The sequence below is a fragment of the Isoptericola sp. Y581 genome, assembly GCF_059445475.1.
This window is the reverse complement of record NZ_JCAIUK010000004.1, coordinates 192,582-219,554: the sequence shown is the minus strand read 5'-3', so window position 1 is coordinate 219,554 and position 26,973 is coordinate 192,582. Positions and strand designations below refer to the sequence as shown.

The 26,973-nt window shown below is 71.2% G+C and carries 20 protein-coding genes and 1 tRNA gene; 14 read left to right on the top strand and 7 right to left on the bottom strand.

Features of this window, described 5'->3' with window-relative positions; genetic code table 11:
* Positions 1–2: 2 nt before the first annotated feature.
* From AC1C2W_RS09630 to AC1C2W_RS09600, 7 genes are all read right to left on the bottom strand, one after another.
* Entirely contained in the window at positions 3–668 is a 666-nt protein-coding gene (locus AC1C2W_RS09630) for a response regulator (protein ID WP_495412969.1), read from the bottom strand.
* Positions 665–1,894 carry a sensor histidine kinase gene (locus tag AC1C2W_RS09625; RefSeq protein WP_495388647.1) on the bottom strand — a complete coding sequence of 410 codons (1,230 nt, stop codon included), beginning with the start codon at positions 1,892–1,894 and terminating at the stop codon, positions 665–667. The genes AC1C2W_RS09630 and AC1C2W_RS09625 overlap by 4 nt, the downstream gene beginning before the upstream one ends.
* Before the next feature lie 116 nt (positions 1,895–2,010).
* Positions 2,011–3,084, bottom strand: a complete 1,074-nt coding sequence (locus tag AC1C2W_RS09620) for an adenosine deaminase (RefSeq protein ID WP_495412968.1) — start codon at positions 3,082–3,084, stop codon at positions 2,011–2,013.
* 170 nt (positions 3,085–3,254) lie between these two features.
* The gene (locus AC1C2W_RS09615) at positions 3,255–3,902 is read right to left on the bottom strand and encodes a response regulator (RefSeq protein WP_495388645.1); all 648 of its coding nucleotides are present in this window, start codon (positions 3,900–3,902) and stop codon (positions 3,255–3,257) included.
* Positions 3,899–5,203: a sensor histidine kinase gene (locus AC1C2W_RS09610; protein WP_495388644.1), complete on the bottom strand. Its 1,305-nt coding sequence runs from the start codon at positions 5,201–5,203 to the stop codon at positions 3,899–3,901. The genes AC1C2W_RS09615 and AC1C2W_RS09610 overlap by 4 nt, the downstream gene beginning before the upstream one ends.
* On the bottom strand, positions 5,190–6,113 hold the full coding sequence (locus AC1C2W_RS09605; protein WP_495412967.1) for an ABC transporter permease: 924 nt from the start codon (positions 6,111–6,113) through the stop codon (positions 5,190–5,192). The genes AC1C2W_RS09610 and AC1C2W_RS09605 overlap by 14 nt, the downstream gene beginning before the upstream one ends.
* A complete protein-coding gene (locus AC1C2W_RS09600) occupies positions 6,110–7,057 on the bottom strand; it encodes an ABC transporter ATP-binding protein (protein WP_495412966.1) in 948 nt (315 codons plus the stop codon). The genes AC1C2W_RS09605 and AC1C2W_RS09600 overlap by 4 nt, the downstream gene beginning before the upstream one ends.
* 267 nt (positions 7,058–7,324) lie before the next feature.
* Between AC1C2W_RS09600 and AC1C2W_RS09595 the strand changes: the two genes are divergently transcribed.
* The 14 genes from AC1C2W_RS09595 (at position 7,325) to AC1C2W_RS09530 (ending at position 26,899) form a co-directional block, all read left to right on the top strand.
* Positions 7,325–7,400: transfer RNA gene (locus tag AC1C2W_RS09595), tRNA-Trp, on the top strand.
* A gap of 133 nt (positions 7,401–7,533) precedes the next feature.
* Positions 7,534–7,794 carry a preprotein translocase subunit SecE gene (secE, locus tag AC1C2W_RS09590; RefSeq protein ID WP_495388641.1) on the top strand — a complete coding sequence of 87 codons (261 nt, stop codon included), beginning with the start codon at positions 7,534–7,536 and terminating at the stop codon, positions 7,792–7,794.
* Positions 7,795–7,857: 63 nt separating this feature from the next.
* The gene (gene nusG / locus AC1C2W_RS09585; RefSeq protein WP_495412965.1) at positions 7,858–8,778 is read left to right on the top strand and encodes a transcription termination/antitermination protein NusG; all 921 of its coding nucleotides are present in this window, start codon (positions 7,858–7,860) and stop codon (positions 8,776–8,778) included.
* A gap of 116 nt (positions 8,779–8,894) precedes the next feature.
* On the top strand, positions 8,895–9,329 hold the full coding sequence (gene rplK / locus AC1C2W_RS09580) for a 50S ribosomal protein L11 (RefSeq protein WP_495388639.1): 435 nt from the start codon (positions 8,895–8,897) through the stop codon (positions 9,327–9,329).
* Positions 9,330–9,460: 131 nt separating this feature from the next.
* Positions 9,461–10,171 carry a 50S ribosomal protein L1 gene (gene rplA / locus AC1C2W_RS09575; RefSeq protein ID WP_495388638.1) on the top strand — a complete coding sequence of 237 codons (711 nt, stop codon included), beginning with the start codon at positions 9,461–9,463 and terminating at the stop codon, positions 10,169–10,171.
* A 231-nt stretch (positions 10,172–10,402) separates the two neighbouring features.
* Entirely contained in the window at positions 10,403–11,473 is a 1,071-nt protein-coding gene (locus AC1C2W_RS09570) for a chitinase (RefSeq protein ID WP_495412964.1), read from the top strand.
* 247 nt (positions 11,474–11,720) lie between these two features.
* Positions 11,721–12,353 carry an RNA polymerase sigma factor gene (locus tag AC1C2W_RS09565; RefSeq protein WP_495388636.1) on the top strand — a complete coding sequence of 211 codons (633 nt, stop codon included), beginning with the start codon at positions 11,721–11,723 and terminating at the stop codon, positions 12,351–12,353.
* Complete coding sequence (locus tag AC1C2W_RS09560; protein WP_495388635.1) at positions 12,350–12,871, top strand: hypothetical protein; 522 nt, start codon at positions 12,350–12,352, stop codon at positions 12,869–12,871. The genes AC1C2W_RS09565 and AC1C2W_RS09560 overlap by 4 nt, the downstream gene beginning before the upstream one ends.
* 71 nt (positions 12,872–12,942) lie before the next feature.
* Positions 12,943–14,802 (top strand): S8 family peptidase, encoded by a 1,860-nt coding sequence (locus AC1C2W_RS09555; protein ID WP_495412963.1) that lies wholly within the window; start codon positions 12,943–12,945, stop codon positions 14,800–14,802.
* 3 nt (positions 14,803–14,805) lie between these two features.
* A complete protein-coding gene (locus AC1C2W_RS09550; protein WP_495412962.1) occupies positions 14,806–17,349 on the top strand; it encodes a CHAT domain-containing protein in 2,544 nt (847 codons plus the stop codon).
* Between the two features lie 525 nt (positions 17,350–17,874).
* Positions 17,875–18,405, top strand: coding sequence for a 50S ribosomal protein L10 (rplJ, locus tag AC1C2W_RS09545; RefSeq protein ID WP_495388632.1), 531 nt, complete (start codon positions 17,875–17,877; stop codon positions 18,403–18,405).
* A 123-nt stretch (positions 18,406–18,528) separates the two neighbouring features.
* Entirely contained in the window at positions 18,529–18,918 is a 390-nt protein-coding gene (gene rplL / locus AC1C2W_RS09540; RefSeq protein ID WP_495388631.1) for a 50S ribosomal protein L7/L12, read from the top strand.
* A 530-nt stretch (positions 18,919–19,448) separates the two neighbouring features.
* A complete protein-coding gene (rpoB, locus tag AC1C2W_RS09535) occupies positions 19,449–22,961 on the top strand; it encodes a DNA-directed RNA polymerase subunit beta (RefSeq protein WP_495388630.1) in 3,513 nt (1,170 codons plus the stop codon).
* 56 nt (positions 22,962–23,017) lie between these two features.
* Complete coding sequence (locus tag AC1C2W_RS09530) at positions 23,018–26,899, top strand: DNA-directed RNA polymerase subunit beta' (RefSeq protein WP_495412961.1); 3,882 nt, start codon at positions 23,018–23,020, stop codon at positions 26,897–26,899.
* The last annotated feature ends 74 nt before the right edge of the window (positions 26,900–26,973 follow it).

Below are 26,973 nucleotides of genomic sequence, written 5' to 3'. Positions count from 1 at the left end.
GGTCAGGCGGACCAGCCCGGCCGCACGACGCCGCCCTCGTACGCGGCGACGACGAGCTGCGCCCGGTCGCGGGCGCCGAGCTTCGCCATCACGCGGGACACGTGAGTCTTGACGGTCGACTCCGACAGGTACAGCGTCCGCGCGATGTCGTCGTTGGACAGGCCGCCCGCGACCTCGACGAGCACCTCGCGCTCGCGGGCGGTCAGGTCGTCGAGGCCGGGCGGTGGCGGCACGTCGCGGGTGGCGGCGGCGACCCGGGCCAGCAGGCGCCGGGTGACGCCGGGGGAGAGCAGCGCGTCGCCCGCCGCGGCGACGCGCACAGCCCGGATGAGGTCGGCCGGCTCCGTGTCCTTCACGAGGAAGCCGGTGGCGCCGCCGCGGATGGCCTCGGCCACGTACTCGTCCAGCTCGAAGGTCGTCACGACCACGACGTGCACCCCGGCGGCGCGCGGCTCGGCCACGATGCGCCGCGTCGCCTCGAGCCCGTCGAGCCCGGGCATGCGCACGTCCATGAGCACGACGTCGGGCAGCAGCTCGAGCGCGAGCCGCACCGCCTCGTCCCCGGTCGCGGCCTCGCCCACGACCGTCATGTCGTCCTCGGCGTCCAGCAGTGCGCGGAACCCGCCGCGCACCAGGGCCTGGTCGTCGGCCAGCAGCACGCGGATCATGCGTGGTCTCCCTCGTCGTGGTGGCGGTCCGGTGCGTCGGGTGGGGTGGCAGCAGGCCCCGAGAGCGGGATGGTGGCGTCGACGACGAACCCGGGGGCGCCGGGCCCCACACGCAGCGTGCCGCCCGCTCCCTCGACCCGCTCGCGCATGCCACGCAGCCCGTACCCGGGGCCGTGCTCGTGGACGCCGGCGGCGAGCGTGCCGTCGTCGGTCACCCGCACGCGCAGGGCGGGCCCGTCGCGCCGCACCCGCACGACGACGGTGCGCGCGTCGGGCGCGTGCCGGCCCACGTTGGTCAGCGCCTCCTGCACCACCCGGTACGCGACGCCTGCCAGGTGGGCCGGCACCGCGCCGTCCGGCTCGAGCGCCGGGTCGACATCGAAACGCACGTCGACGTGGCGGGCGCGCAGCGGGTCCGCCAGGCGGGGGAGCGCGGCGAGGTCCCAGGTGGGCGTCCGCGGCTCACCCGTGGGACCGGAGCCGCCGGAGACGTCCTCTCCCCGCACGACGCCGAGCACCGCGCGCACCTCGTCGAGCGCGTCGCGGCTCGTGGTCTTGATCGACGCGAGCGCCGACCGGGCCTGCTCGGTGTCCCGGTCGAGCAGATGCAGCCCCACCCCGGCCTGCACGTTGATGGCGGACAGCGAGTGGGCGAGGACGTCGTGCAGCTCGCGCGCGATGCGCAGCCGCTCGGTCGCGACGGCCGTGCGCTCGCGCTCGGCGCGGGCGGCCCGCCACGCGGCCGAGCGGGCGAGGCGCTCGCGGATCCCGGTGGCGATCTGCAGCGCGACGGCGGTCCACGCTGCGCCGCCGATGAGCCCGGCGGGGCCCGGGGCGTCGTCCCGCAACGCCGCCGAGGCCAGGACGACCCCCCACATGAGGGCGGCGCCGGACCACGCGAGCACCCGCGCGCGCCCGGCGGGCCCGGTGAGCAGCACCATGACGAGCACGCCGCCCGGCCCCGCGAGGGCCGGCCCCCAGGCGTAGCCGAGCAGCAGGTACGTGCCGATCGCCCCGACGGCCAGCAGGACGGCGAGCACGGGGCGGCGCGGGAGGGTCGCGAGCACCACGGGCCCCACGAGGGCCAGGGCCAGCCCGAGGAGGTCGAGGTCGCGGGCGCCGGGCTGCCAGTGCGAGGCGCCGGCGGTGCCTACCAGGACCACGACGGCCAGCGTCGCGGCGAGGAACAGCCGGGGACGCCATCGGTCGAGGGGCCCGCGGTCCATGTCCGGCACGCTACGCCGCGCCGAGCGCGACCGCGTCCGCCCGTGGTGCCGTCGTGGGTGGTCCTGGGGGACCACGGCGCGCCACCGGCGCCGCACGTCCGATCAGCCTGACCCCATCATCCCGCGGGCGGATGAGACGCAGAGGAGAGGGACTCCGCGCCCGGCACCGGGTCCGGTGTCGCGAGCCAGGCCTCGACGTCGGCCAGCGCGCGGGCCTTGGTCGTGTCGGCCGCCCGGCTCGCCAGCACCGAGGAGCGCGCGAGGGAGGCGAGCTCGGGGTCGGTGAACCCGTGCACCTCGCGCGCGGCGACGTACTGGTCGAGCAGCCGTGAGGAGAACAGGAGCGGGTCGTCGGCGCCCAGCGCCACGCGCGCGCCCGCGTCGACCAGCGGGCGCAGCGGCACCGCGGCCGTGTCGGCGTACACGCCGAGCCCCACGTTGGACGCCGGGCACACCTCGAGGGCGACCTCGCGGTCCACGAGCTCGTGCAGCAGCGCCGGGTCCTCTCCGGCGCGCACCCCGTGGCCGAGGCGGTCCGGGTGGAGCGCGTCGACGACCTCCCGCACGTGCGCCGGTCCGAGGAGCTCGCCGCCGTGCGGCACCGACGCGAGGCCCGCGCGCCGCGCGATCCGGAAGGCGGGGGCGAACTCGGTGGTGTCGCCGCGCCGCTCGTCGTTGCTCAGCCCGAAGCCGACCACCTCGCCGGGGCCGTCCCCCGCGTACCGGGCGGCCAGGCGGGCGAGCGTGCGCGCGTCGAGCGGGTGGCGGGTGCGCGACGCGGCGACCACCACCGCCACCTCGACGTCGTGCGCGGCGCTCGCGGCCTTCGCCGCGTCGAGCACGATCTCGACGGCGGGCGTGATGCCGCCCACGAACGGGGCGTACGACGTGGGATCCACCTGGATCTCGAGGCGCCGCGACCCCTCCGCGGCGTCGTCCGCGGCCGCCTCGTCGACCAGGCGGCGCATGTCCGCCTCCGACCGCACGCAGGCGCGGGCCGCGTCGTACAGGCGCTGGAACCGGAACCAGCCCCGCTCGTCCGCGGGCACCCGCAGCGGGTCGCCGTCGGTGAGGGCGGAGGGCAGCCGCAGCCCGTGCTGCGTCGCCAGGTCGCGCAGCGTGGGCACCCGCATCGAGCCCGTGAAGTGCAGGTGCAGGTGTGCCTTGGGGAGCTTCGCCAGATCGCGCACGGCGCCAGTCTGCCCCGCCACGGCCGCCGACACCCCGGCAGCCGCCGAGGTAGTCCCAGATCTCGCGAGGTAGTGCGGATTTCCGCGAGGTAGTTCGGATCTGGCCGAGGTAGTGCCGAGATCGCCGAGGTAGTGCGGATTCTCGCGAGGTAGTTCGGGAGCGGAGGGCGTCAGGTCAGCCAGCCGCGCTCACGGGCGACGGTGACCGCGGCCGTGCGGTCGTCGACCCCCAGCTTGGCGAACGCCCGCAGCAGGTGGGTCTTGACGGTGGCCTCCGCGATGAACAGCTCCCGCCCGACGGCCGCGTTGGACAGCCCGCGGGCCACGAGCGCGAGTACCTGGGCCTCGCGCGCGGTGGGCCGGTCGGACGCCGTGCGCACGCTGCTCACGAGCCGCGTCGCGACGCCCGGGGCCAGCACGGTCTCGCCGCGTGCGGCGGCGCGCACCCCGGCCACGAGCTGGTCGCGCGGCGTGTCCTTGAGCAGGTACCCGGTGGCCCCCGCCTCGACGGCGCGCAGGATGTCCGCGTCGGTGTCATAGGTGGTGAGCACGACGACGGACGGGCCCGTCCCGACGATCCGGGCGGTCGCGCCCACCCCGTCGAGGCGCGGCATGCGCAGGTCCATGAGCACGACGTCGGGTGCGAGCTCCTCGGAGAGCGCCACCGCGGCCTCGCCGTCCGGGGCCTCGCCCACGACCTCGAGGTCCGGCTCGCCGTCGAGCATGCCGATGATCCCCGAGCGCACCACGGGATGGTCGTCGGCGACGAGCACCCGCACAGTGCCGCTCGCCGTGCCGTCCGCCGCCCGACCGGTCACGACGCGCTCCCGGCCGGCAGGTGCACCTCGACGCGGGTGCCGCCGCGATCGCCCGGCACGACGTCCAGGGTGCCGCCCGCCGCGGACACCCGCTCGCGCATGCCGGCCAGGCCGATGCCGTCGGTGTGGTCGGGCGGCAGGCCGCGTCCGTCGTCGGTCACCTCGAGCCGCACGTCCGCGGAACCCGCGCCGGCGCCCGTCCGCTCCAGCCGGATCGTCACCGCGCCGGCCCCCGCGTGCCTCCGCACGTTGGCCAGCGCCTCCTGCGCGGCGCGCAGCAGCACCACGTCGGCGGCCGCGTCGGTGGCCGCGTCGGTGGCCGCGACGCCGGTCGCCGCGGCGCCGGAGTCGGCTGGGTCGGTCACGCCGCTCACGTCGAGCAGCACCCGGGTGCCGGTCTCGGCGGTGAACCGCTGGGCGAGCCGGCGCAACGCCTCGGCCAGGGTCGAGCCCTGCAGCGGCACGGGGGCGAACGCGGCCACCAGGGCGCGCGCCTCGGCGAGGTTGTCCCGCGCCGTCTGCTCCACCAGCAGCAGGCGCTCGCGGGCACGGTCCTGCTCGCCGCGGTCGAGCGCGGCGGTCGCCGCCTGCGCCTGCGTCACGACGCTCGTGAAGCCCTGCGCCAGCGTGTCGTGGATCTCGCGGGCGATGCGCTCGCGCTCCGCGGCGACGCCGCCGGCGTGGTGCGACTCGGCGAGCTCCGCCTGCGCGTCGCGCAGCTCGCGCAGCAGCCGGGCGCGCTCGTCGGAGCGTCGCATCGTCGTGGCGACCCACATACCCAGCACGATCGCGAAGGCCAGCGCGACCGCCATCTGGGGCGCGGCCTCCAGGAGCGTCGGCAGGTCGAAGCCTTCCTGGAAGGCGATGCCGAAGGAGGTCGCGGCGGCGAGGACCACCGAGGCGACGATCGCCCGGCGCGACGGCTCGAGCAGCATCCACAGCTGCGTGAACGCGCCGAACAGCAGCAGCGTCGCGATGCCGTTCTGGGCAACCGTCACCGCGGTGCCCGCGATCAGGACGACCACGTACGCGGCGGCCTTGCGCTGGTCGCGCGACCGCGTCGCCGGGCCGCCCCAGACGGCGTACGCCAGCAGGATCGCCGCCATCGCGGCGTAGGCCACCCACAGCTCGGCGCCGCGCTGGCCCGCGAGCGGGAGGGCGACGGCCGTCAGCAGGACGATCGCGACGAACGTCCGGTCCCACCAGACCACCTGCCGGTCCCACGCGGCGACGTCCTCGGCGTCGTACGGCTCGCCGGGGTCGCCCGGGGCGTCCTCGCGGGCGCCATCAGCCGTCGTCACGGCGCCGCCAGCGGAAGGTCCGCACCCCGACGACCAGCCCGATCAGCAGCCATGCGACCAGTACACCAGCGGTGGCCGCCAGCTGCCACGACCCGCTCGGCTCCAGCACCACCATCTCCTCGGGCAGGAACACCGACCGCATGCCCTGCGCGATCCACTTCAGGGGGAAGACGGACGCGATCGACTGCATCCACGACGGCAGCGCGTAGAACGCGAAGAACACCCCGGAGATGAACTGCAGCACCAGCACCACCGGCGTCACGACGGCGCTCGCGGACCGGCCCGAGCGGGGCAGGGACGAGAACCCGACGCCGCACACCGTCCCGGTGGCGGTGCCGAGCACGAAGACCCAGGCGAACGTGGCCCAGTCCCCGACGTCCGACGGCATCGGCACGTCGAAGGCGAGCGCCGCGACGGCGAGCAGCAGCGCCGTCTGCACCAGGGAGGTCGTGAGCGTGAGCAGCACCTTGCCGCCGAAGTACGAGGTCGCGGGCAAGGGAGTGGCGCGCAGCCGGCGCAGCGTGCCGTCGTCCCGCTCCACCGCGATGGAGATGGCCAGTGACTGGAAGCTGGTGAGCATGATGCCGGTGGCGATCATGCCCGGCAGGAAGTACCGCGCGAAGTCCACCGAGGCGGCGGCGTCGCCCTGGTTCTCGCCGCTGAACACGGAGGAGAAGATCGCCAGCATGAGGATCGGGTAGGCGAAGACGAAGACGACCGCGTCCCGCTCCCGCCAGAACTGGCGCAGCTCCACCCCGGCGCGTACGAGAGCGAGCCGCACGATGCCGGGCAGGCGCCCGCCGGCTGAGCTCGTCCGTGCGCCGGTCGAGCCCGCCCCGCCGGTCGAGCCCGCCCCGCCGGTCGAGCCTGTCGAAACCTGTCCCGCCGTGGTTGCGCCGGTGGTGCTCATGCGTCGGCCCCCGTCCTGACGAGCCCGAGATAGACGTCCTCGAGGCTCGGGCGTGTGATGGTCAGGTCGGCGACCTCGCCGTCGGGCCCGGAGGCCGTCGCCATGAGGTGGGCCGCGAGCACGGTCGGGGCGTCGGTGTGCTCGGCGTGCCCGACGCCGTCCGCCGTCCAGCTCACCAGCGGCGTGCGCGCCTGGGTCCCGCCGAGCGTCTCGGGCGAGCCCTCGGCCACCACCAGCCCGTCGCGCACGACGACGGCCCGGTCGGCCAGGTGGGCCGCCTCGGCGAGGTCGTGCGTGGTGAGCAGGATGGTCGTGCCCGCGTCGCGTAGGCCGAGGATCAGGTCCCAGAAGATGCGCCGTGCCTGCGGGTCGAAGCCCGTGGTGGGCTCGTCGAGGAAGAGCAGCTCGGGGTCGCCGACGACGCCGAGGGCGACGTCGAGCCGGCGCCGCTGGCCGCCGGACAGCGAGCGCACCCGGGCCCCGGCCTTGGCGGTCAGGTCCACCGCGGCGACGACCTCGTCCGGGTCGCGCGGGGCGGGGTAGTAGCGCGCGGTGGAGCGCACGGACTCCGCGACCGTGAGCTCGGCCTGGTCGCGCGAGTCCTGCGCGACGACGCCGATGCGCGACCGCAAGGCGCGCCCGCCACGCGCCGGGTCCTCGCCGAGCACGCTCACCTCGCCGCCGTCGCGGTCGCGGAACCCCTCGAGGATCTCGACGGTCGTGGTCTTGCCCGCGCCGTTCGGGCCGAGGACGGCGACGATCTCGCCCGTGGCGAGGTCGAGGTCGAGCCCGTCGACCGCCTGCTTGGGGCCGTACCGCTTGGTCAGTCCGCGCACGCGGACGGCGGCGGCGCCCGCTGTCCTGGTCGTCGTGCCGGTCCGTGCGTCGCCGGCGCGGGCCGCCGCGGGCGCGGACGGTGGGGAGGGGTTCGTCGTCGGGGTCATGCACCGAGCCTCGCCCCGGCGTGGGCGCCCGCGGGAGCCCCGGTCGGCGGGACCTGGGGTCCACCGTTCGGTGGACGGCTCGGCGGATGGCGAGTGCCGTCGGGCCGTCGCCGGCCGCCCGTCGGGGTCGTCTCCGTACGATGTCTGAGGTGGTTCGACCCACGCTTGCTCGTCGCGTACAGTTGTCCCTCGGTGGTTGATGCCCGCCATGCTGGAACGCGCCCTTCCGGGCGGTTCGAGTACGGACGAAGCGGGCGTCGGGCACGTAGGGTAGTGGCGCAATTGGTAGCGCAGCGGTCTCCAAAACCGCAGGTTGCAGGTTCGAGTCCTGTCTACCCTGCCAGCGTGATCCCCCGTGGGGCCGCGCGCAGCGGGGCCAACGTCCGCGTGACCTCGGAACGCCAGGAGTCAGTGCCGTGGGTGCGTCGCCGGCAGGTGGCGTGGCCGCGGTGGGAACGCGAAACGGGGTAGAGCGAGTGAGCGAGTCACCGGCCGAGGCCGTGGGTACGCCCGGCGGCGCCAAGCCGGACACCGGCAAGCGCCCGCACCTGTTCGCGCGCATCGTGCAGTTCGTGCGGCAGGTCGTGGCGGAGCTGCGGAAGGTCGTCACCCCGACCCGCTCGGAGCTGGTCAACTACACGATCGTCGTCCTGGTGTTCGTCGTTGTGGTCATGCTGTTCGTGACGGCGCTCGACTACGTCATCGGACTGGGCGTGCTCGCCATCTTCGGCGACTGACCTGGGCCGACCGCCGGACGTCCGACCACCGAAGCAAGAAGATTCCAGAAAGCAGGTTCTTTCGTGTCCCAGGATCCGCTGGACCAGACGGAGAACGTCGACCCCACCCAGCCCGACGCCGACGGCGTCGCGGCGGACCTCGACGTGCCCGCGGACACCGCCACGGACCCGGCGACGGACGTCGAGCCTGAGGGCGACGCCGAGGTCGCCGAGGAAGCTGCTGCCAACGAGCCCGAGGTCGCAGAGGACGTCGCCGACGAGCCCGAGGTCGTAGAGGACGTCGCCGACGAGGCCGCTGCCGACGAGGCCGAGGCCCCCGAGGCCGCTGCCGACGAGGAGCGTCCCTCGGACGCCGATGGCGACGTCGTCGAGGACCCGGCCGAGGAGTTCCGCCGCACCCTGCGCACACAGCTCGGCGACTGGTACGTCATCCACTCGTACGCCGGGTACGAGAACCGCGTGAAGGCCAACCTGGAGAACCGCATCCAGAGCCTGAACATGGAGGACTACATCTTCCAGATCGAGGTCCCCATGGAAGAGGTGACCGAGATCAAGAACGCGCAAAAGAAGACCGTCCGCCGCGTGCGCATCCCCGGTTACGTCCTCGTGCGCATGGACCTCACCGACGAGTCGTGGGGCGCGGTGCGTCACACGCCGGGCGTCACCGGCTTCGTCGGCCACACGCACCAGCCCGTGCCGCTCACGCTCGACGAGGTCTACTCGATGTTGGCGCCGGTGTTCGTCGAGGCGACCCCCGAGTCGGGCAAGTCGGGTGCCGGTGCCGGTGGCGCGACGGCCAAGACCCCGGTCGAGGTCGACTTCGAGGTGGGCGAGTCCGTGACCGTCACCGACGGCCCGTTCGACACGCTGCCTGCCACGATCTCCGAGATCAACGCCGAGGCCCAGAAGCTCCAGGTCCTCGTCTCCATCTTCGGCCGGGAGACCCCGGTCGAGCTGTCGTTCAACCAGGTCGCCAAGATCTGATCGTCTTCGCCGGTTGAGCCTGTGGAAACCTCGCAGGCCTCCGCAAGGCACGACGGCACTGCAACCGGGTCATCGCCCACGGCGTCGGCCCACGAACAGAAAGCAAGGAACGCAACATGCCTCCCAAGTCCAAGAAGGTCTCGGGCCTCATCAAGCTCCAGATCAACGCCGGTGCGGCCACCCCCGCCCCGCCGATCGGCCCCGCGCTCGGCCAGCACGGCGTGAACATCATGGAGTTCTGCAAGGCCTACAACGCGGCCACCGAGTCGCAGCGCGGCAACGTCGTGCCAGTGGAGATCACGGTCTACGAGGACCGCTCCTTCACCTTCATCACGAAGACGCCGCCGGCCGCCGAGCTCATCAAGAAGGCCGCCGGTGTGGCCAAGGGTTCCGCGACGCCGCACACGGTCAAGGTCGCGCAGCTCACCCAGGACCAGGTCCGTGAGATCGCCCAGACGAAGCTCCAGGACCTCAACGCGAACGACGTCGACGCCGCGATGAAGATCGTCACTGGCACCGCTCGTTCGATGGGCATCACCGTCTCGGAGTGATCCGAGGACGCGCCGCCCGGGCTGTGACCTGATCGCAGTCCGGGCGGTGCGTGCAAGTCCCGGCGATCGGCGTCGGGCACGTGGCAGGGCCCGCGCGGGCCCGCTCACCACGACTGCAGAAGGAGAAGCAGATGGCAACGCGCAGCAAGGCATACCGCGCCGCGGCGGAGAAGATCGACCGCGACGCCCTGTACGCCCCCCTCGAGGCGATCCGCCTCGCCAAGGAGACCGCGACGGTCAAGTACGACGCGACCATCGAGGTCGCGTTCCGCCTGGGCGTCGACCCCCGCAAGGCCGACCAGATGGTCCGCGGCACGGTCAACCTGCCCCACGGCACCGGCAAGACGGCCCGCGTGCTCGTCTTCGCCAACGCGGCCAAGGCCGAGGAGGCCATCGCGGCCGGCGCCGACGAGGTCGGTGGCGACGAGCTCATCGCGAAGGTGGCCGCCGGATACACCGACTTCGACGCCGCCGTCGCGACGCCGGACCTCATGGGCAAGGTCGGTCGACTGGGCAAGGTGCTGGGCCCCCGCGGTCTCATGCCGAACCCGAAGACCGGCACCGTGACGATGGACGTGGCCAAGGCCGTGACCGACATCAAGGGCGGCAAGATCGAGTTCCGGGTGGACAAGCACTCGAACCTGCACTTCATCATCGGCAAGGCGTCGTTCGACGAGAAGGCGCTGGTGGAGAACTACGCCGCCGCGCTCGACGAGGTCCTGCGTCTCAAGCCGACGTCCTCGAAGGGCCGGTACATCACCAAGGCCACGATGGCGACGACGATGGGCCCGGGCATCCCGCTCGACCAGTCGCGTACCACGCGGCTCCTCGAGGACGCGTGATCCACGCCTGATCGAGGCGTGATCCCGGCAGGGACCCGCTGAACCTCCGACGACGGCCCGGCACCCGCGAGGGTGCCGGGCCGTCGTCGTCCTCCCAGGGCACAGCTGCCCGGGGGCATACGCGATCTCCCTGACCCCGCGGCGCGCAGGTCACGTGGTATCCCTCATGCCGCCGCGCCCCTCGCGGTCCTAGCGTCGAGTGATCCGGACCACTCGACGAGGGAGCACATCGTGAGACCTGTTTCGAGATCTGCCGTGCGGCCGGTCGACCGAGCGGGCGGCGCGCGCAGCCGCCAGCTGCTCGGTGGGCTGGTCGCCGCGGCGAGCGCGGTCGCGATCGCGCTGACCGGCGCCGTGGTGGCGGCGGCGTCGAGCGCGCCAGCGGACGAGGGGGACGCGGCCGCCGCCGCGGCTGCCGGCGGGCCTTGGCTCACCGGCTACTGGCAGAACTTCGACAACGGGTCGGCGACGCTGCCGCTCTCCGAGGTGCCGGAGGCGTACAACCTCGTGGCGATCGCCTTTGCGGAGAACCTGGCCGACACCCCCGGCGGCATCACGTTCGAGCTCGCGAGCGCGGAGCTCGGCGGGTACACCGAGGCCCAGTTCAAGGACGACATCGCGGCGATGCACGCCCAGGGCCGCAAGGTGGTGCTGTCGGTCGGGGGAGAGGAGGGCAACGTGGTCGTCTCGAGCCCGGCGGAGGCGGCGGCCTTCGCCGACTCCGCGTACGCGCTGATGCAGGAGTACGGCTTCGACGGCGTGGACATCGACCTCGAGCACGGGATCGACGCCGAGCACATGGGGGACGCCCTGCACCAGCTGTCGGCGAAGGCCGGCGACGACCTCGTCCTGACGATGGCGCCCCAGACGATCGACTACCAGTCGACGAGCTCCGGGTACTACCAGCTGACCCTGGCGATCAAGGACATCCTCACGATCGTCAACACGCAGTACTACAACTCGGGGTCGATGCTCGGGTGCGACCAGCAGGTCTACCAGCAGGGCACGGTCGACTTCCTCACCGCCCTGTCCTGTATCCAGCTGGAGATGGGGCTGCGGCCGGATCAGGTCGGCATCGGCGTCCCCGCCGTCCCGAGCGCGGCCGGGGGCGGCTACCAGCCGCTCGCGAACGTCGTCAGCGCCCTGGACTGCCTGGAGGCCGGCACCGGCTGCGGCGCCTTCAGCCCGGACGAGCCCTACGGCCCGATTGGCGGCGTCATGACCTGGTCGATCAACTGGGACGCGACGAACGGCTACGAGGTCGCGGACGTCATCGGCGGGCGGCTGGCGACCGGAGGGTGAGTTCTGACCCGCCCGAAGCTAAAAGAAACCAGTGGACCATCGACCCGGGCCGCGTGTATCACGCGGCCCGGGCCGCCCTCTCTCCCGGGCGATGACGAGTACGCCGCACCGGCACGCGCGCGGAGGAGGGACTTGCATGGCGATGCAACCCGGTCGTATTGCGCCGAGGGCGCAGGCCGTAGGCTCGGAGGTTCCGGGGCGCAGCGGCCCCGGACACTCGACGAGCCCTCACGAGGTGCGATCTGCCATGACACGAGCCACGGAGGACCCTCTCGGTGGGACCGACGCCGAAGAGAGCCTGGGTGACCGGGCGGCCCGGGCGCTGCTGGAGTATCGCGACGGCCGCGCTGACGCGCTCACGGACCTGGTCCGTGAGGCCACACCGCTGCTGTGGCACACGGTCCGCGCTCAAGGCGTCGACCGCGACGTGGCCGACGACGTGGTGCAGTCCACGTGGGCGGCCCTCGTGCGGCACGCCGACACGATCGCCGAGCCGAAGGCCGTGCTCAAGTGGTTGCTGGTGACGGCCCGGCGGGCGGCGTGGGAGACGGTGCGTAAGGGGCGCGCCGACCTGCGCCGACGCACCGAGCTGCCGGACGACGTGACGGAGGGGGCCGCGGCCCTGCCGGACGCCGGCCCGGGGCCGGAGGCCGAGGTGCTGAACGACGAGCGCGATCGGATCCTCTGGTCGTCGCTCCGTCGGCTCCCGGCGCGCTGCCAGGAGCTGCTGCGACTCGTCTCGCTCGCCGACCGCCCGGACTACAAGGCGATCTCGGCGTCGATCGGCATGCCGGTGGGAAGCATCGGTGCCACACGGGGACGGTGCCTGGCGAAGCTGCGCGCCGTCCTCACCGAGCAGGGGGAGGCCTCGTGGACATGAGCAGGAAGCACGAGAACGCGTGGGGTGCGCCCGTGCCCGGCGAGGACGAGCCGATGGACGAGCGCGACGTCGCCGTCCTGGACCGCCTGGGTCGCGTCGTCCGGGCGGTGGACCCGGTGCCCGACGGCCTCGTGGAGCGGTCGATGTTCGCGATGACCCTCGCGCGGCTCGAGGCCGAGGTGATGGAGCTGCAGGAGATCGAAGCCCCCGTCGGCTCCGTGCGCGGCGACACCACGCCTCTCGAGGCGCGCACCATCACGTTCACGCACGAGCGGCTGACCGTGATGGTCGCCCTCTCGCTGGACGACGACGGCGCCCACGTGCGCGTGGACGGCTGGGTGGCGCCCGCGGACACGCTGGTCGTCGAGCTGCGCCAGCCCGACGGCGAGCGCACCACGACCACCGACGCCGACGGCCGCTTCGCCTTCACCGCCGTCGACCGCGGCCCCACCAGCCTGCTCGTGCGCCTCGCCGACGGTGACGACGTCACCGTCGCCACCCCGGTCATCGAGCTCTGATCTCGCGAGCGCCTCGGGGCGCTCTCCACTGATGACGCGCCGTTGCGGCGCGCCCGTGACAAGGAGGACACGTGACCGAGACGCCCAGCGGCCCAAACCGGCCGTCGCAGCGACCCGTCGACCCACCGATGCGCTACCTCGACCCGAACGCGCTGCGTGCGCGACCGGGTCGCCGGGCGGTCGACCCCACCTGGTACGTCGCCGATCGCGTGATCGTGCACGGGGAACTGCCGAGCGGCCTGCGCGAGCGTGTTCGACGTCCGGGGAGCGAGGATCCCCGGCCACGGCTCCTCGACGTGCAGTACCCGGACGACGATGCCGCGGCGACACGTGTCGAGCGGGAGGCACGTCGCCAGGGCTGCCGGCTCGGCCTTCAGGTGAGGTACCAGCCTGACGCCCAGGCATCCGAGGACGACCTGTTCGGGGCCGTGGACGAGGAGCACGGATTCGTCCTCCGGCTGCTCCCCGAGCGCCAGGACGCGCAGCCGGACGCGTGGGAGGCGCTCGAGGCCGACGGTGACGACGAGTCGACGGCATGGTCGCTCAGCCTGGACCATGTGATGTCGGCGTTGCCGTTCTCGACGCACCCCTTCTCAACGCACCCCTTCTCGACGCACCCCTTCTCGACGCACCCCTTCTCGACGCATCCGTTCTCGACGCATCCGTTCTCGACGCATCCGTTCTCGACGCATCCGTTCTCGACCCATCCGTTCTCGACGCACACGTCCGAAGGACTCGCCGAGTACGGGGTGGCGGGATCGGGAGGCCGGACGCCGGTCCGTTGGCTCGGGGGGCCACCGGTCCGGCGGGTACGCGACGACGGTGATGTGTGGCGCGTCCCGGACGGTGCCCGGCGTCCGGTCGTGGCGGTTCTTGACACGGGCATCGGCACTCACGACTGGTTCGGTACCTACAGCGCGGACGGCTCATCTGACGGTAACGACATCGTCATCCGCGACGCCCTGCTCGGGGGCGAGCCGATTGGCACCTATCCAGCCCCCCGGTTCCCGGAGGAAGACGCAGAGATCGGCGGGGCGAGCACTTCCCCGTTGACCGGTCCGCTCGATCCGGTCGCGGGTCACGGGACGTTCATCGCGGGCATCGTGCACCAGATCTGCCCGGATGCCTTGATCCTCCCCGTGCGAACGGTCGGTGGGTCCGGTGTCGCTGCCGAGTCCGACGTCATAGAGTCGCTTCGTCGTCTCGCGCGTTTCCACGACCGTGGGTTGGCAGGAGCCGACGGCTACGTGGCGGTGGACGTGGTGGTGCTTTCCATGGGCTACTACCACGAGCGTCCTGAGGACATGCGGTGGGATCACCCGCTCCGATCGGTGCTCGCCCGGCTGCGGGACTCCGGCGTCGCCGTTGTGGTCGCAGCAGGCAACGACGGCGAGACACGACCGGAGTTCCCCGCGGCCTTCGCTCCCGAGGTCGATCGACGATCCGCACCCCCGACGATCACCGACGCGGGTGACACATCACCCGAGCGCCCGCCGATCCTGACGGTGGGTGCGCTGAACCCCGACGGGACGACTGCGCTCTTCAGCAACGACGGACCGTGGGTGACGTGTTTGCGGCCGGGGGCCGGTGTTGTGAGCACCGTACCGACGACGCTCGACGGCCCCATCACGCCCTCGCTGCGCCTGAAGGAGCGGCACTCGGACCAGTACCGGTCGACCATCGATCCCGAGGGCTTCCAGGGTGGGTTCGCAACCTGGAGCGGCACCTCGTTCGCCGCACCTGTCTTGGCCGGAGAGATCGCTCGTGAGCTTCTGGCCTTGCGCCAGGACTCCCGCGCGTTGGGTGACGAGACCGACGCCGATACCCTCGTGACGACGAGGGTGCAGCAGATCTGGTCGGCGATCACCGACGCGACCGGTGGACTGTCGGTCGGAGGTGAGCCGGGCATCCAGGGCGACGACATGAGGTGAGGCGTGGACGGGCTCGATGCCGTGCTGGACCAGGTCGAACGGGCTCGGGCGAGCGCACGAACGCACCGACGCTTCGGAATTGCGCTTCGTACCTACCGAGCTGCGCTACGTCGACTCGATCGCCTGGGCTCCGCGGAGAACCCGGAGATCGTCCGCGTCCGCGCCCGCATCCTCGTCGGGATCGCAACCTGCGAATACGAGCGTGGGGCTACGCGTGACACCGTCACAGACCTCCTCGATACCGCTGAAGCGCTCACGCTGACCGCGCACGACGATTCGATGCTCGCGGTCGTGCGCGGCCACCGGGGGCTTCAGCTGATGCGGATGGGCGATCTCCGGGGCGCGCGGCGCGAGCTCGACGCGGCCCTCGAAGGCGTGGCCGACGACCGTGACCTGATCCCGGTGCTGATCAATAGGGGCTGGTTGTGCCTCGAGACCGGCGAGCTCGAGGTCGCAGTGGGGGATCTGACACGGGGGCGCGACCTCGCCCAGGCAGTCGGCGAGACGGCAGTTCGGCTCATGGCCGAGCACAACCTGGGATATGCATGGTTCCTTGGTGGGGACCTGCCCCTGGCGCTCCGATCAATGGACGCGGCAGCGAAGGACGCGCCGCCCGAGCATGCCGGCATCGGCCTGATGGACAAGTCGGCCGTTCTCTATGAGGCCGGTCTTCTCACGGAGGCCGAGGACGCTCTCGGCATGGCGGCGACGCTCCTCGCGGAGACGCACGGCTGGCGCGACCTGATCGATGCCCAGGTCGGGCAGGCCCGGTGCTTGGTGGGCTTGGGACGCTACGACGAGGCGATGACCATCTCCCGACGGGTACAGGGCCGAGCGCGCCGGGCCGGCCACGACCTCCTCGACCTGCGGGCCGGACTGATCACCGTCGATGCTCGGCATGGTCTCCTCGTGGACGGCGGCGCCTCACCCAGTGCGTTCCTCCGCCTCGCTCAGGACGCGGCACAGCTCGGGGAGCGTGCGCGGGCGTTGCCCGGCGCGGATCGGTTGGCGGTCGACCTCGAGCTGGTCACTGCCGAAGCAGCGGTCCGTAGCGGTGATCGTGGCGATGCGGTCGAACGTCTTGACCATCTCCCTCCCGCGCCCGGCCTGTCCCTGGGCACGCAGTTGCGTGCCCAGGTGGTTCGCGCCCTGTGTGCCTACGAGGACGGGGACCGCCGCGCCGGGCTCGCCGCCGTGCGCAAGGGCCACCGGCTGCTCGCCCGGCAGCGGCAGCGACTGGGAGCCGTCGAGGCGGTCACGGCGGCCTCCGCGCACGGCATCCGCCTGCAGGCCGTCGACCTGGACGCGGCGCTTCGTTCGGGTCGTGCGGACGCGGTCTTCGACGCGGTCGAGCGGGGGCGTGCCACGTTTGCGGGTTCGGGACGCGTTCGACCGCCGGAAGACCCCGAGATGGCCGCGATGGTCGGAGCTGCCCGGCGGCTCGCCGAGCGGGCCCGGCAGCTCGAGGGCGACCCGGACTCTGCGGTCGAGCAGGGGCGGCTCCGGAGGAACGCGCGCCGGCTGCAGAGTCAGGCCCGCGAGCGGTCGTGGCATGCCGACGGCCACGCCAGCGTCCCGCGGCCGACCTCGGCTCGCGAGCTCCGTGCGGTTCTCCGGGCCGAGGAGTCGGACCGCACGGTCCTGGAACTCATGATGATCAGGGATCGCGTGTGTGCAGTACGCATTGACCGCCACACCACGCGCTTTCTCGACCTCGCGCCGCTCGAGCCGACGTTGGAGCAGGTGCGGCGCGTGCGTGCGGACCTCCAGGTGCTCTCCAACCCACTGCTCCCGGCGTCGCTGCGAGTGTCGGCGTCCCAGTCTCTTGCCCGCGGGCTCACGTGGCTGGACGACGCTCTGGTCCGGGGTGCCGGGGTCGAGGGGCCCGCCTATGTCGCCGCCAGAGACCGGTTGGTGTCGGTCCCCTGGTCGCTTCTGCCCTCCCGTCGAGGGGTCTCGACGGTCGTCAACTCGTGGGTGACCCGTGGGGACGCGGGATGGGCCGCGGGCCCAGGGCTGGCCGTGGCTGGCCCCGGACTGAGGCATGCGAGCGCCGAGGCAGCCGAGGTGGCACGGGTCTGGGGGAGTGGCGCGAGCGCTCTGGTGGGGAACGACGCGACGTGCGCGGCGGTGTCCGACGCCATCGAGCAAGCCCCTGTCGTGCACCTGGCGGCCCACGGCACCCACGAGCCGGACAACCCGGTCTTCTCCAGCGTCCTGCTCGCCGACGGGCCACTGTTCGCCCACGAGCTCGACGGCAGAGATCTCTCGCGCTCGGTGGTCGTCCTCTCGGCCTGTGACGTCGGGTCGGCGAGCATCCGTCGCGGCGGCGAACCGCTCGGCCTGACGAGCGTCCTGCTTCGCATGGGGGCGCGCGCCGTGATCGCGAGCGTCGCACCCTTGCGAGACGACATCGCGGTGCGTGTCATGCCTGCGCTGCACGAGGGCTTGCGCGACGGCCTGCGACCGGGGGAGGCGCTTGCCCGCGCCGTCGCGGACGAGCCTGAGCCGGTCCCGCTCGTCTGCTTCGGGCCGCTCGTCCTGTGATGTGGACCACCCCTTGCGTCCGAGGGGTGACGTCGGTGTGATGAGCGAGCCGTCTCGGCGGCCCACGGTTCACGGGCGACATCCGACGGAAAGGGCGTTCGATGAAGACACGTACCACCCGCATCATCGCTGGTCTGCTGCTCGCCACTACGGCCGTGGTCGGTGCTGCGGCCACGGCCTCGGCCGTGCCCCCCCAGGGCCCGACCGCCCGTTCACGTCGCAGTGACGGCCGACGCCATGCCGTGACAGGTCGGGGCGGGTGGTGGGTCGTCACCAGGAGCGTGCCGACCCACCACCCGCCGTCGTGTACGCTTCTCGGGTAACCCAAGACCGCCGGTCGTCAGACGCTGCCCGGGCTCGCCCAGGAAGCCGAAGACCGAAGTCCCGTGAACGTACGGGGGCCTGCGCAGGCGAACACGATGACGATCACACAGCTTGACTGTGAGCTCCGAGCCCTGTGCGCACCTGCGTCGGGGCTCTTTCTCGTTTGCGGGTACCGGTGGCACCACCACCGGAAGGATTGCCATGGCGAGGCCGGACAAGGCAGCCGCAGTCGCAGAGGTCGCGGGCAAGTTCCGCGAGTCGAACGCGGCCGTGCTGACCGAGTACCGCGGGCTCACCGTCGCGCAGCTCAAGGAGCTGCGTCGGTCGCTCAGCGGCAACGCAACCTACGCCGTGGTGAAGAACACGCTGACGTCCATCGCGGCCAAGGAGGCCGGCATCGACTCGTTCGAGGCCGACCTCAAGGGTCCTTCCGCGATCGCGTTCGTGACCGGGGACCCGGTCGAGGCCGCCAAGGGCCTGCGTGACTTCGCCAAGGCGAACCCTGCTCTGGTCATCAAGGGCGGTGTCCTCGACGGGAACCCGCTGACCGCTGCAGAGATCACCAAGCTCGCGGACCTCGAGTCCCGCGAGGTCCTGCTGGCCAAGACGGTCGGCGCGATGAAGGCCAAGCTCTACCAGGCTGCCTACGCCTTCAGCGCGAAGCCGGCCCAGGCCGCTCGCGTCATCGATGCCCTGCGTCAGAAGCAGGAATCGGAGGCCGCTGCCGCCTGACGGCGGCGCGGCGAGCACCACCCCCCTCTGCTTCTGCCGGGCCCTCGGGCCCCAGGACGCACCAGACGGATCGCGTGGACGGCCAACAGGCACCACGGGCCACTGATTGAAAGGAACGCCATCATGGCGAAGCTCAGCACCGACGAGCTCCTGTCCGCCTTCGAGGAGCTCACCCTCATCGAGCTCAACGAGTTCGTGAAGGCCTTCGAGGAGAAGTTCGACGTCACCGCCGCCGCCCCGGCCGCCGTGGCCGTGGCCGCCCCCGCCGGCGGTGCCGGCGACGCCGACGCCGCCGAGGAGAAGACGGAGTTCGACGTCATCCTCGAGGCCGCCGGCGACAAGAAGATCCAGGTCATCAAGGAGGTGCGCACGCTCACGTCCCTCGGTCTCAAGGAGGCCAAGGACCTGGTCGACGGCGCACCGAAGCCGGTTCTCGAGGCTGCCGACAAGGACGCCGCCGAGAAGGCCAAGGCCGCTCTCGAGGGCGCCGGCGCCACCGTCACCCTCAAGTGATCGTCGCGGCCTAGCCGCGCATCGCTTCTTGCGAGGCCCGCATCCCCAGGGGTGCGGGCCTCGCTGCGTCCGCGCGCGGAAGCCGATGCGGCAGTTTCGGGACGGTGCGGCAGTTCGAACTGCCGCACCGTCCCCGAACTGCCGCATCGATGGGCATGGCGTCACGCGGATGTGGAGGTGTGGTGTCGTGACGGACGTCGCGCGCCGGCACCTGGCCTGGGCTTGCTAGCACGGGTTAGGGTGGTACGACAACCGTTTCTTGGGCGGCATATGGCGGCCACCGAGAGAACGTCCTCAAAGAGCCAGAACCGAGGGCGTCTGCTCGTGTGCCCGCGCGAGTGGACAAACGTCGAAGTTCTGGCTATGCTAGCGCTTTGCGCTCGCTTGTGCCCCGACGCCTCCCCCGCCGACGAAGCCCCGCCCCTGCGGTCACCCCTTCGTGACCCCTCGGACGGTCCTTCTCCGCGGTCCGGCGCCTGCAGCCTCGCTGAGCGTACAGCGTGCCATCGAACTGCAGGGAAGGACCCCTCTTGGCTGCCTCGCGCACCCCTTCTGTTCCGTCCGCCGACGCCATCGCGAATCGCACCGCTTCCCGCCGCGTCTCCTTCGCCAAGATCTACGAGCCGCTCGAGGTCCCCGACCTCCTCGGGCTGCAGACCGAGAGCTTCGACTGGCTGCTCGGCAGCCCGGCCTGGCAGGCCCGGGTCGAGGCCGCCACCACGGCCGGCCGGGCCGACGTCCCGGCGACGTCGGGCCTCGAGGAGATCTTCGAGGAGATCTCCCCGATCGAGGACTTCGGACAGTCGATGTCCCTCTCCTTCTCGAACCACCGGTTCGAGCCGCCGAAGTACACGGCGGAGGAGTGCAAGGAGAAGGACTTCACCTTCGCCGCCCCGTTGTTCGTGACGGCCGAGTTCGTCAACTACACGACCGGTGAGATCAAGAGCCAGACGGTCTTCATGGGCGACTTCCCGCTCATGACCGCGCGCGGCACGTTCATCATCAACGGCACCGAGCGCGTCGTCGTCTCCCAGCTGGTCCGTTCCCCGGGCGTCTACTTCGAGCGCACGCCGGACAAGACGAGCGACAAGGACGTCTTCTCGGCGAAGGTCATCCCGTCGCGCGGCGCGTGGCTCGAGTTCGAGATCGACAAGCGCGACGCCGTCGGCGTGCGCGTCGACCGCAAGCGCAAGCAGCCCGTCACGGTCCTGCTGAAGGCCCTTGGCCTCACTGAGGCGGAGATCCGCGAGGAGTTCGCGAACTACCCGTCGATCCTCGACACCCTCGAGAAGGACCACGTCCACACCCAGGACGAGGCCCTCGTCGACCTGTACCGCAAGATCCGTCCGGGCGAGCCGCCCACGGTCGAGGCCGGTCGCGCGCTGCTCGAGAACTTCTACTTCAACTCCAAGCGCTACGACCTCGCGAAGGTCGGCCGCTACAAGATCAGCAAGAAGCTCGGCGTCGACGCGCCGCTGGCGGACTCCACGCTGTCCGTGACCGACGTCGTCGCGACGATCAAGTACCTCGCCGCGCTGCACGCCGACCACGCCGCCATGCCCGGCACGAAGGACGGCAAGGCGATCGAGGTCCGCGTCGAGACGGACGACATCGACCACTTCGGCAACCGCCGCATCCGTGCGGTCGGCGAACTCATCCAGAACCAGGTGCGCACGGGCCTGTCCCGGATGGAGCGCGTCGTGCGCGAGCGCATGACGACGCAGGACGTCGAGGCGATCACCCCGCAGACGCTGATCAACATCCGCCCCGTGGTGGCGTCGATCCGCGAGTTCTTCGGCACCTCGCAGCTGTCGCAGTTCATGGACCAGAACAACCCGCTGGCGGGCCTGACGCACAAGCGTCGCCTCAACGCCCTCGGCCCGGGTGGTCTGTCCCGCGACCGCGCCGGCATGGAGGTCCGTGACGTCCACCCGTCGCACTACGGCCGCATGTGCCCGATCGAGACCCCTGAGGGCCCGAACATCGGCCTCATCGGCTCGCTCGCGTCGTTCGGTCGGATCAACCCGTTCGGCTTCATCGAGACGCCGTACCGCAAGGTCGTGAACGGCAAGGTCACCGACGAGATCGTCTACCTCACGGCTGACGACGAGGACCGCCACATCATCGCGCAGGCGAACACGGAGCTCTCCGCCGACGGCACGTTCCAGCGCGAGCGCGTGCTGGTGCGCACCAAGGGCGGCGAGACCGACGACCTGCCGCCGGCCGAGATCGACTACATGGACGTCTCGCCGCGCCAGATGGTGTCGGTCGCGACGGCCCTGATCCCGTTCCTCGAGCACGACGACGCCAACCGCGCGCTCATGGGCGCCAACATGCAGCGCCAGGCCGTGCCGCTGGTGCGCTCCGAGGCGCCGCTGGTCGGCACCGGCATGGAGCGTCGCGCGGCCGTGGACGCGGGCGACGTCATCATGGCCACCAAGCCCGGTGTCGTCACCGAGGTCTCCGCGGACCTGGTCCTGGTCGCGAACGACGACGGCACCACGGGCTCGTACCGCGCTGCGAAGTTCCGCCGCTCGAACCAGGGCACCAGCTACAACCAGCGCGTGCTCGTGGACGAGGGCCAGCGGGTCGAGGTCGGCTCCGTGCTGGCCGACGGCCCGGCGACCGACGAGGGTGACCTCGCGCTCGGCCGCAACCTGCTCGTGGCATTCATGTCGTGGGAGGGCCACAACTACGAGGACGCGATCATCCTGTCGCAGCGCCTCGTGGAGGACGACGTGCTGTCCTCGATCCACATCGAGGAGCACGAGGTCGACGCCCGCGACACGAAGCTCGGGCCCGAGGAGATCACGCGGGACATCCCGAACGTCTCCGAGGACGTCCTGGCGGACCTCGACGAGCGCGGCGTGATCCGCATCGGCGCCGAGGTCGGCGCCGGCGACGTGCTGGTCGGCAAGGTCACCCCGAAGGGCGAGACCGAGCTGACCCCGGAGGAGCGCCTGCTGCGCGCGATCTTCGGCGAGAAGGCGCGCGAGGTGCGCGACACCTCGCTCAAGGTGCCCCACGGTGAGTCCGGCACGGTCATCGGCGTGCGCGAGTTCAACCGGGAGGACGGCGACGAGCTGCCCGCCGGCGTGAACCAGCTGGTGCGCGTCTACATCGCCCAGCGCCGCAAGATCACCGTGGGCGACAAGCTCGCGGGTCGCCACGGCAACAAGGGCGTCATCTCGAAGATCCTGCCGCAGGAGGACATGCCGTTCCTGCCCGACGGCACGCCGGTCGACGTCATCCTGAACCCGCTGGGCGTGCCCGGCCGTATGAACGTCGGTCAGGTGCTCGAGACCCACCTGGGCTGGGTCGCCAGCCGTGGATGGGACATCGACCTGGCGGAGGGCAAGGACCTCTCCTGGAAGGAGACCCTGCCCGAGGTCGCGTCCAAGTCGGAGCCGGGGACGCCGGTGGCGACGCCGGTGTTCGACGGCCTGGAGGAGGTCGCTCTGCGCGGTCTGCTCGGCACGACCCTGCCGAACCGCGACGGTGACCGCATGGTCGCCATGGACGGCAAGGCGCGGATGTTCGACGGCCGCTCCGGCGAGCCGTTCGGCGACCCGGTGGCCGTGGGCTACATGTACATCCTCAAGCTCCACCACCTGGTCGACGACAAGATCCACGCGCGTTCGACCGGTCCGTACTCGATGATCACGCAGCAGCCGCTGGGTGGTAAGGCGCAGTTCGGCGGTCAGCGTTTCGGCGAGATGGAGGTGTGGGCTCTCGAGGCGTACGGCGCGGCCTACACGCTGCAGGAGCTGCTCACCATCAAGTCGGACGACGTCCCGGGCCGCGTCAAGGTCTACGAGGCGATCGTCAAGGGCGAGAACATCCCCGACTCGGGCATCCCGGAGTCGTTCAAGGTGCTCCTCAAGGAGATGCAGTCGCTGTGCCTGAACGTCGAGGTGCTCTCGAGCGACGGGACCTCCATCGAGATGAAGGAGTCCGACGACGAGGTGTACCGCGCCGCGGAGGAGCTGGGCATCGATCTGTCCCGCCGCCCCAACTCTGCCGCCACGGTCGACGAGATCTGATCCAGCGACCAGCTGAACTAGCGGACATTCCACAAGTTTTGAGGAAGTAGGACATCTTGCTCGACGTCAATGTCTTCGACGAGCTGCGTATCGGCCTGGCCACGGCCGACGACATCCGTGCCTGGTCGCACGGTGAGGTCAAGAAGCCCGAGACAATCAACTACCGCACCCTGAAGCCGGAGAAGGACGGGCTCTTCTGCGAGAAGATCTTCGGCCCCACCCGGGACTGGGAGTGCTACTGCGGCAAGTACAAGCGCGTGCGCTTCAAGGGCATCATCTGCGAGCGCTGCGGCGTCGAGGTGACGCGCTCGAAGGTGCGCCGTGAGCGCATGGGCCACATCGAGCTCGCCGCCCCGGTCACGCACATCTGGTTCTTCAAGGGTGTGCCTTCCCGCCTCGGCTACCTGCTCGACCTGGCGCCGAAGGACCTCGAGAAGGTCATCTACTTCGCGGCCTACATGATCACGTGGGTCGACGACGAGGCGCGGCACGAGGACCTCCCGAACCTTCAGAACGAGATCGACCTGGAGAAGAAGGAGATCGGGGACCGCCGCGACAACGACATCAACATCCGTGCCACGAAGCTCGAGGGCGACCTGGCTGAGCTCGAGGCCGAGGGTGCCAAGGCGGACGCGCGCCGCAAGGTCCGCGACTCCGCCGAGCGTGAGATGGCTCAGCTGCGCAAGCGCGCGGACGCCGAGCTGGACCGCCTCGAGCGGGTCTGGGACCGGTTCAAGAACCTGAAGGTCGCCGACCTCGAGGGCGACGAGATGCTGTACCGCACGCTCGTCGACCGCTACGGCACGTACTTCGAGGGCTCGATGGGCGCCGCGGCGATCCAGAAGCGCCTCGAGAGCTTCGACCTGGTGGCCGAGTCCGCGTCGCTGCGCGAGACCATCCGCTCCGGCAAGGGTCAGCGCAAGACGCGCGCGCTCAAGCGCCTGAAGGTCGTCAACGCGTTCCTCACGACGACCAACTCGCCCACGGCGATGGTGCTCAACGCCGTGCCGGTCATCCCGCCGGACCTGCGCCCCATGGTGCAGCTCGACGGTGGCCGCTTCGCCACGAGCGACCTGAACGACCTGTACCGCCGCGTGATCAACCGCAACAACCGGCTCAAGCGCCTGCTCGACCTGGGCGCGCCGGAGATCATCGTCAACAACGAGAAGCGGATGCTCCAGGAGGCCGTCGACTCGCTGTTCGACAACGGCCGCCGCGGCCGTCCGGTCACCGGGCCGGGCAACCGCCCGCTGAAGTCGATCTCCGACATGCTCAAGGGCAAGCAGGGGCGGTTCCGCCAGAACCTGCTCGGCAAGCGCGTCGACTACTCGGGCCGTTCGGTCATCGTGGTCGGCCCGCAGCTCAAGCTGCACCAGTGCGGCCTGCCCAAGCAGATGGCGCTCGAGCTGTTCAAGCCGTTCGTCATGAAGCGGCTCGTGGAGCTCAACCACGCGCAGAACATCAAGAGCGCGAAGCGCATGGTGGAGCGCACCCGCGGCGAGGTGTGGGACGTGCTGGAGGAGGTCATCCAGGAGCACCCCGTGCTGCTGAACCGTGCCCCCACGCTGCACCGTCTCGGCATCCAGGCGTTCGAGCCGCAGCTCGTCGAGGGCAAGGCCATCCACCTGCACCCGCTCGTGTGCGCCGCGTTCAACGCGGACTTCGACGGCGACCAGATGGCGGTCCACCTGCCCCTGAGCGCGGAGGCGCAGGCCGAGGCCCGCATCCTCATGCTCTCGAGCAACAACATCCTCAAGCCGTCGGACGGCCGTCCGGTCACCATGCCCTCGCAGGACATGATCATCGGTCTGCACCACCTCACGTCCGACCGCCCGGAGGCCGACGGCGAGGGCCGCGTGTTCTCGTCGCAGGCCGAGGCGATCATGGCCCTCGACCGCGGGTCGCTCGACCTCAACGCGAAGATCCGGCTGCGGATGGACGACCTCGTGCCGCCGACCAGCGGTTTCGAGGCCCCCGAGGGCTGGGAGCCCGGTCAGACGCTCCTGTTCGAGACGACGCTGGGGCGCACGATCTTCAACGAGGCCCTTCCGGTCGACTACCCGTTCCAGAACGGTGTCGTCGGCAAGAAGGAGCTCTCGACGATCGTCAACGACCTGGCGGAGCGCTACCCGAAGGTCGACGTCGCGACGTCGCTCGACGCGCTGAAGGACGCCGGCTACAAGTGGGCCACGCGTTCGGGCGTCACGATCGCGATCTCCGACGTCGCGATGCCGGACGTCAAGAACAAGATCCTGGACGAGCACGAGCAGCGTGCGCTCAAGGTCCAGGACCAGTTCGACAAGGGCCTGATCACCGACGACGAGCGCCGTCAGGAGCTCATCGAGATCTGGACCCAGGCCACCGACAAGATCGCGTCGGTCATGCGCGAGAACCTCGAGAGCGACGCGCGGAACACCCTGTACCGCATGGTGTCCTCGGGTGCTCGTGGTAACTGGATGCAGGTCCGCCAGATCGCCGGTATGCGCGGCCTCGTGGCGAACCCGAAGGGCGAGATCATCCCGCGCCCGATCAAGTCCAACTACCGCGAGGGCCTGTCCGTCCTCGAGTACTTCATCGCCTCGCACGGTGCCCGCAAGGGTCTGGCCGACACGGCGCTGCGTACCGCGGACTCCGGCTACCTGACCCGTCGCCTCGTCGACGTGTCGCAGGACGTCATCATCCGCGAGGAGGACTGCGGTACCGAGCGCGGGCTCGCGCTGCCCGTCGCCGAGCGCATCGGCGACGTGCTGGTGCCGCACCCGCGCGTCGAGACGAGTATCTACTCGCGCACGTTCGCGATGGACGTCGTGGACGCGGACGGCAACGTCGTGGCCGAGGCGGGCTCGGACGCCGGCGACGTGATCATCGACAAGGTGATCGCCGCCGGGATCGAGAGCGTCAAGGTGCGCTCGGTGCTGACCTGCGAGTCGCGCGTCGGGACCTGCGCCAAGTGCTACGGCCGCTCCCTGGCCACCGGCAAGCTGGTGGACATCGGCGAGGCCGTCGGCATCATCGCGGCGCAGTCCATCGGTGAGCCTGGTACCCAGCTGACCATGCGTACCTTCCACACCGGTGGTGTCGCCTCCGCGGAGGACATCACGCAGGGTCTGCCGCGCGTCACGGAGCTCTTCGAGGCCCGCACCCCCAAGGGTGAGGCGCCGATCGCGGAGTACACCGGCACGGTGGCCATCGAGGACTCGGACCGCACGCGGCACCTGGTCCTCACGCCGGCCGACGGTGGCGAGGAGATTCGCTACCCCGTCACCAAGCGCGCGCGTCTGCTGGTGTCGGACGGCGACCAGGTCACGGTGGGCATGCAGCTCGTCGTGGGCGCCGTCGACCCGAAGAAGGTGCTGCGCATCCTCGGGCCCCGCGCGACGCAGAAGCACCTGGTGGACGAGGTCCAGGAGACCTACCGTTCGCAGGGTGTGGACATCCACGACAAGCACATCGAGGTCATCGTGCGGCAGATGCTGCGGCGCGTGACCGTGCTCGACTCGGGTGACTCGCACCTGCTGCCGGGTGAGCTCGCGGAGCGCACCCGCTTCGAGGACGCGAACCGCCGTGCCGTGGCGGAGGGTGGCCAGCCGGCCTCCGGCCGTCCGGAGCTCATGGGCATCACGAAGGCGTCGCTCGCCACCGACTCGTGGCTCTCGGCCGCCTCCTTCCAGGAGACGACCCGCGTGCTCACGGAGGCGTCGATGAGCGGTCGTCGTGACCCGCTGCTGGGCCTCAAGGAGAACGTCATCCTCGGTAAGCTCATCCCCGCCGGAACGGGCCTGCCCCGGTACGGCAACATCAAGGTCGAGCCGACCGAGCAGGCCAAGGCCGAGCTCTACCCGAGCTTCGGCTACGACGAGATCGACTTCCCGACGCTCGGCATGGGCTCGGGCGAGGCGATCCCGCTGGAGGACCTGGACTTCGGCGACTTCCGCTAGACCCCACGGGTTCCTCGCTTCGCTGCGGGGACCCGCGGGGACCCTAGCTCCGCTGATCCGGCCTCGACGTCGTC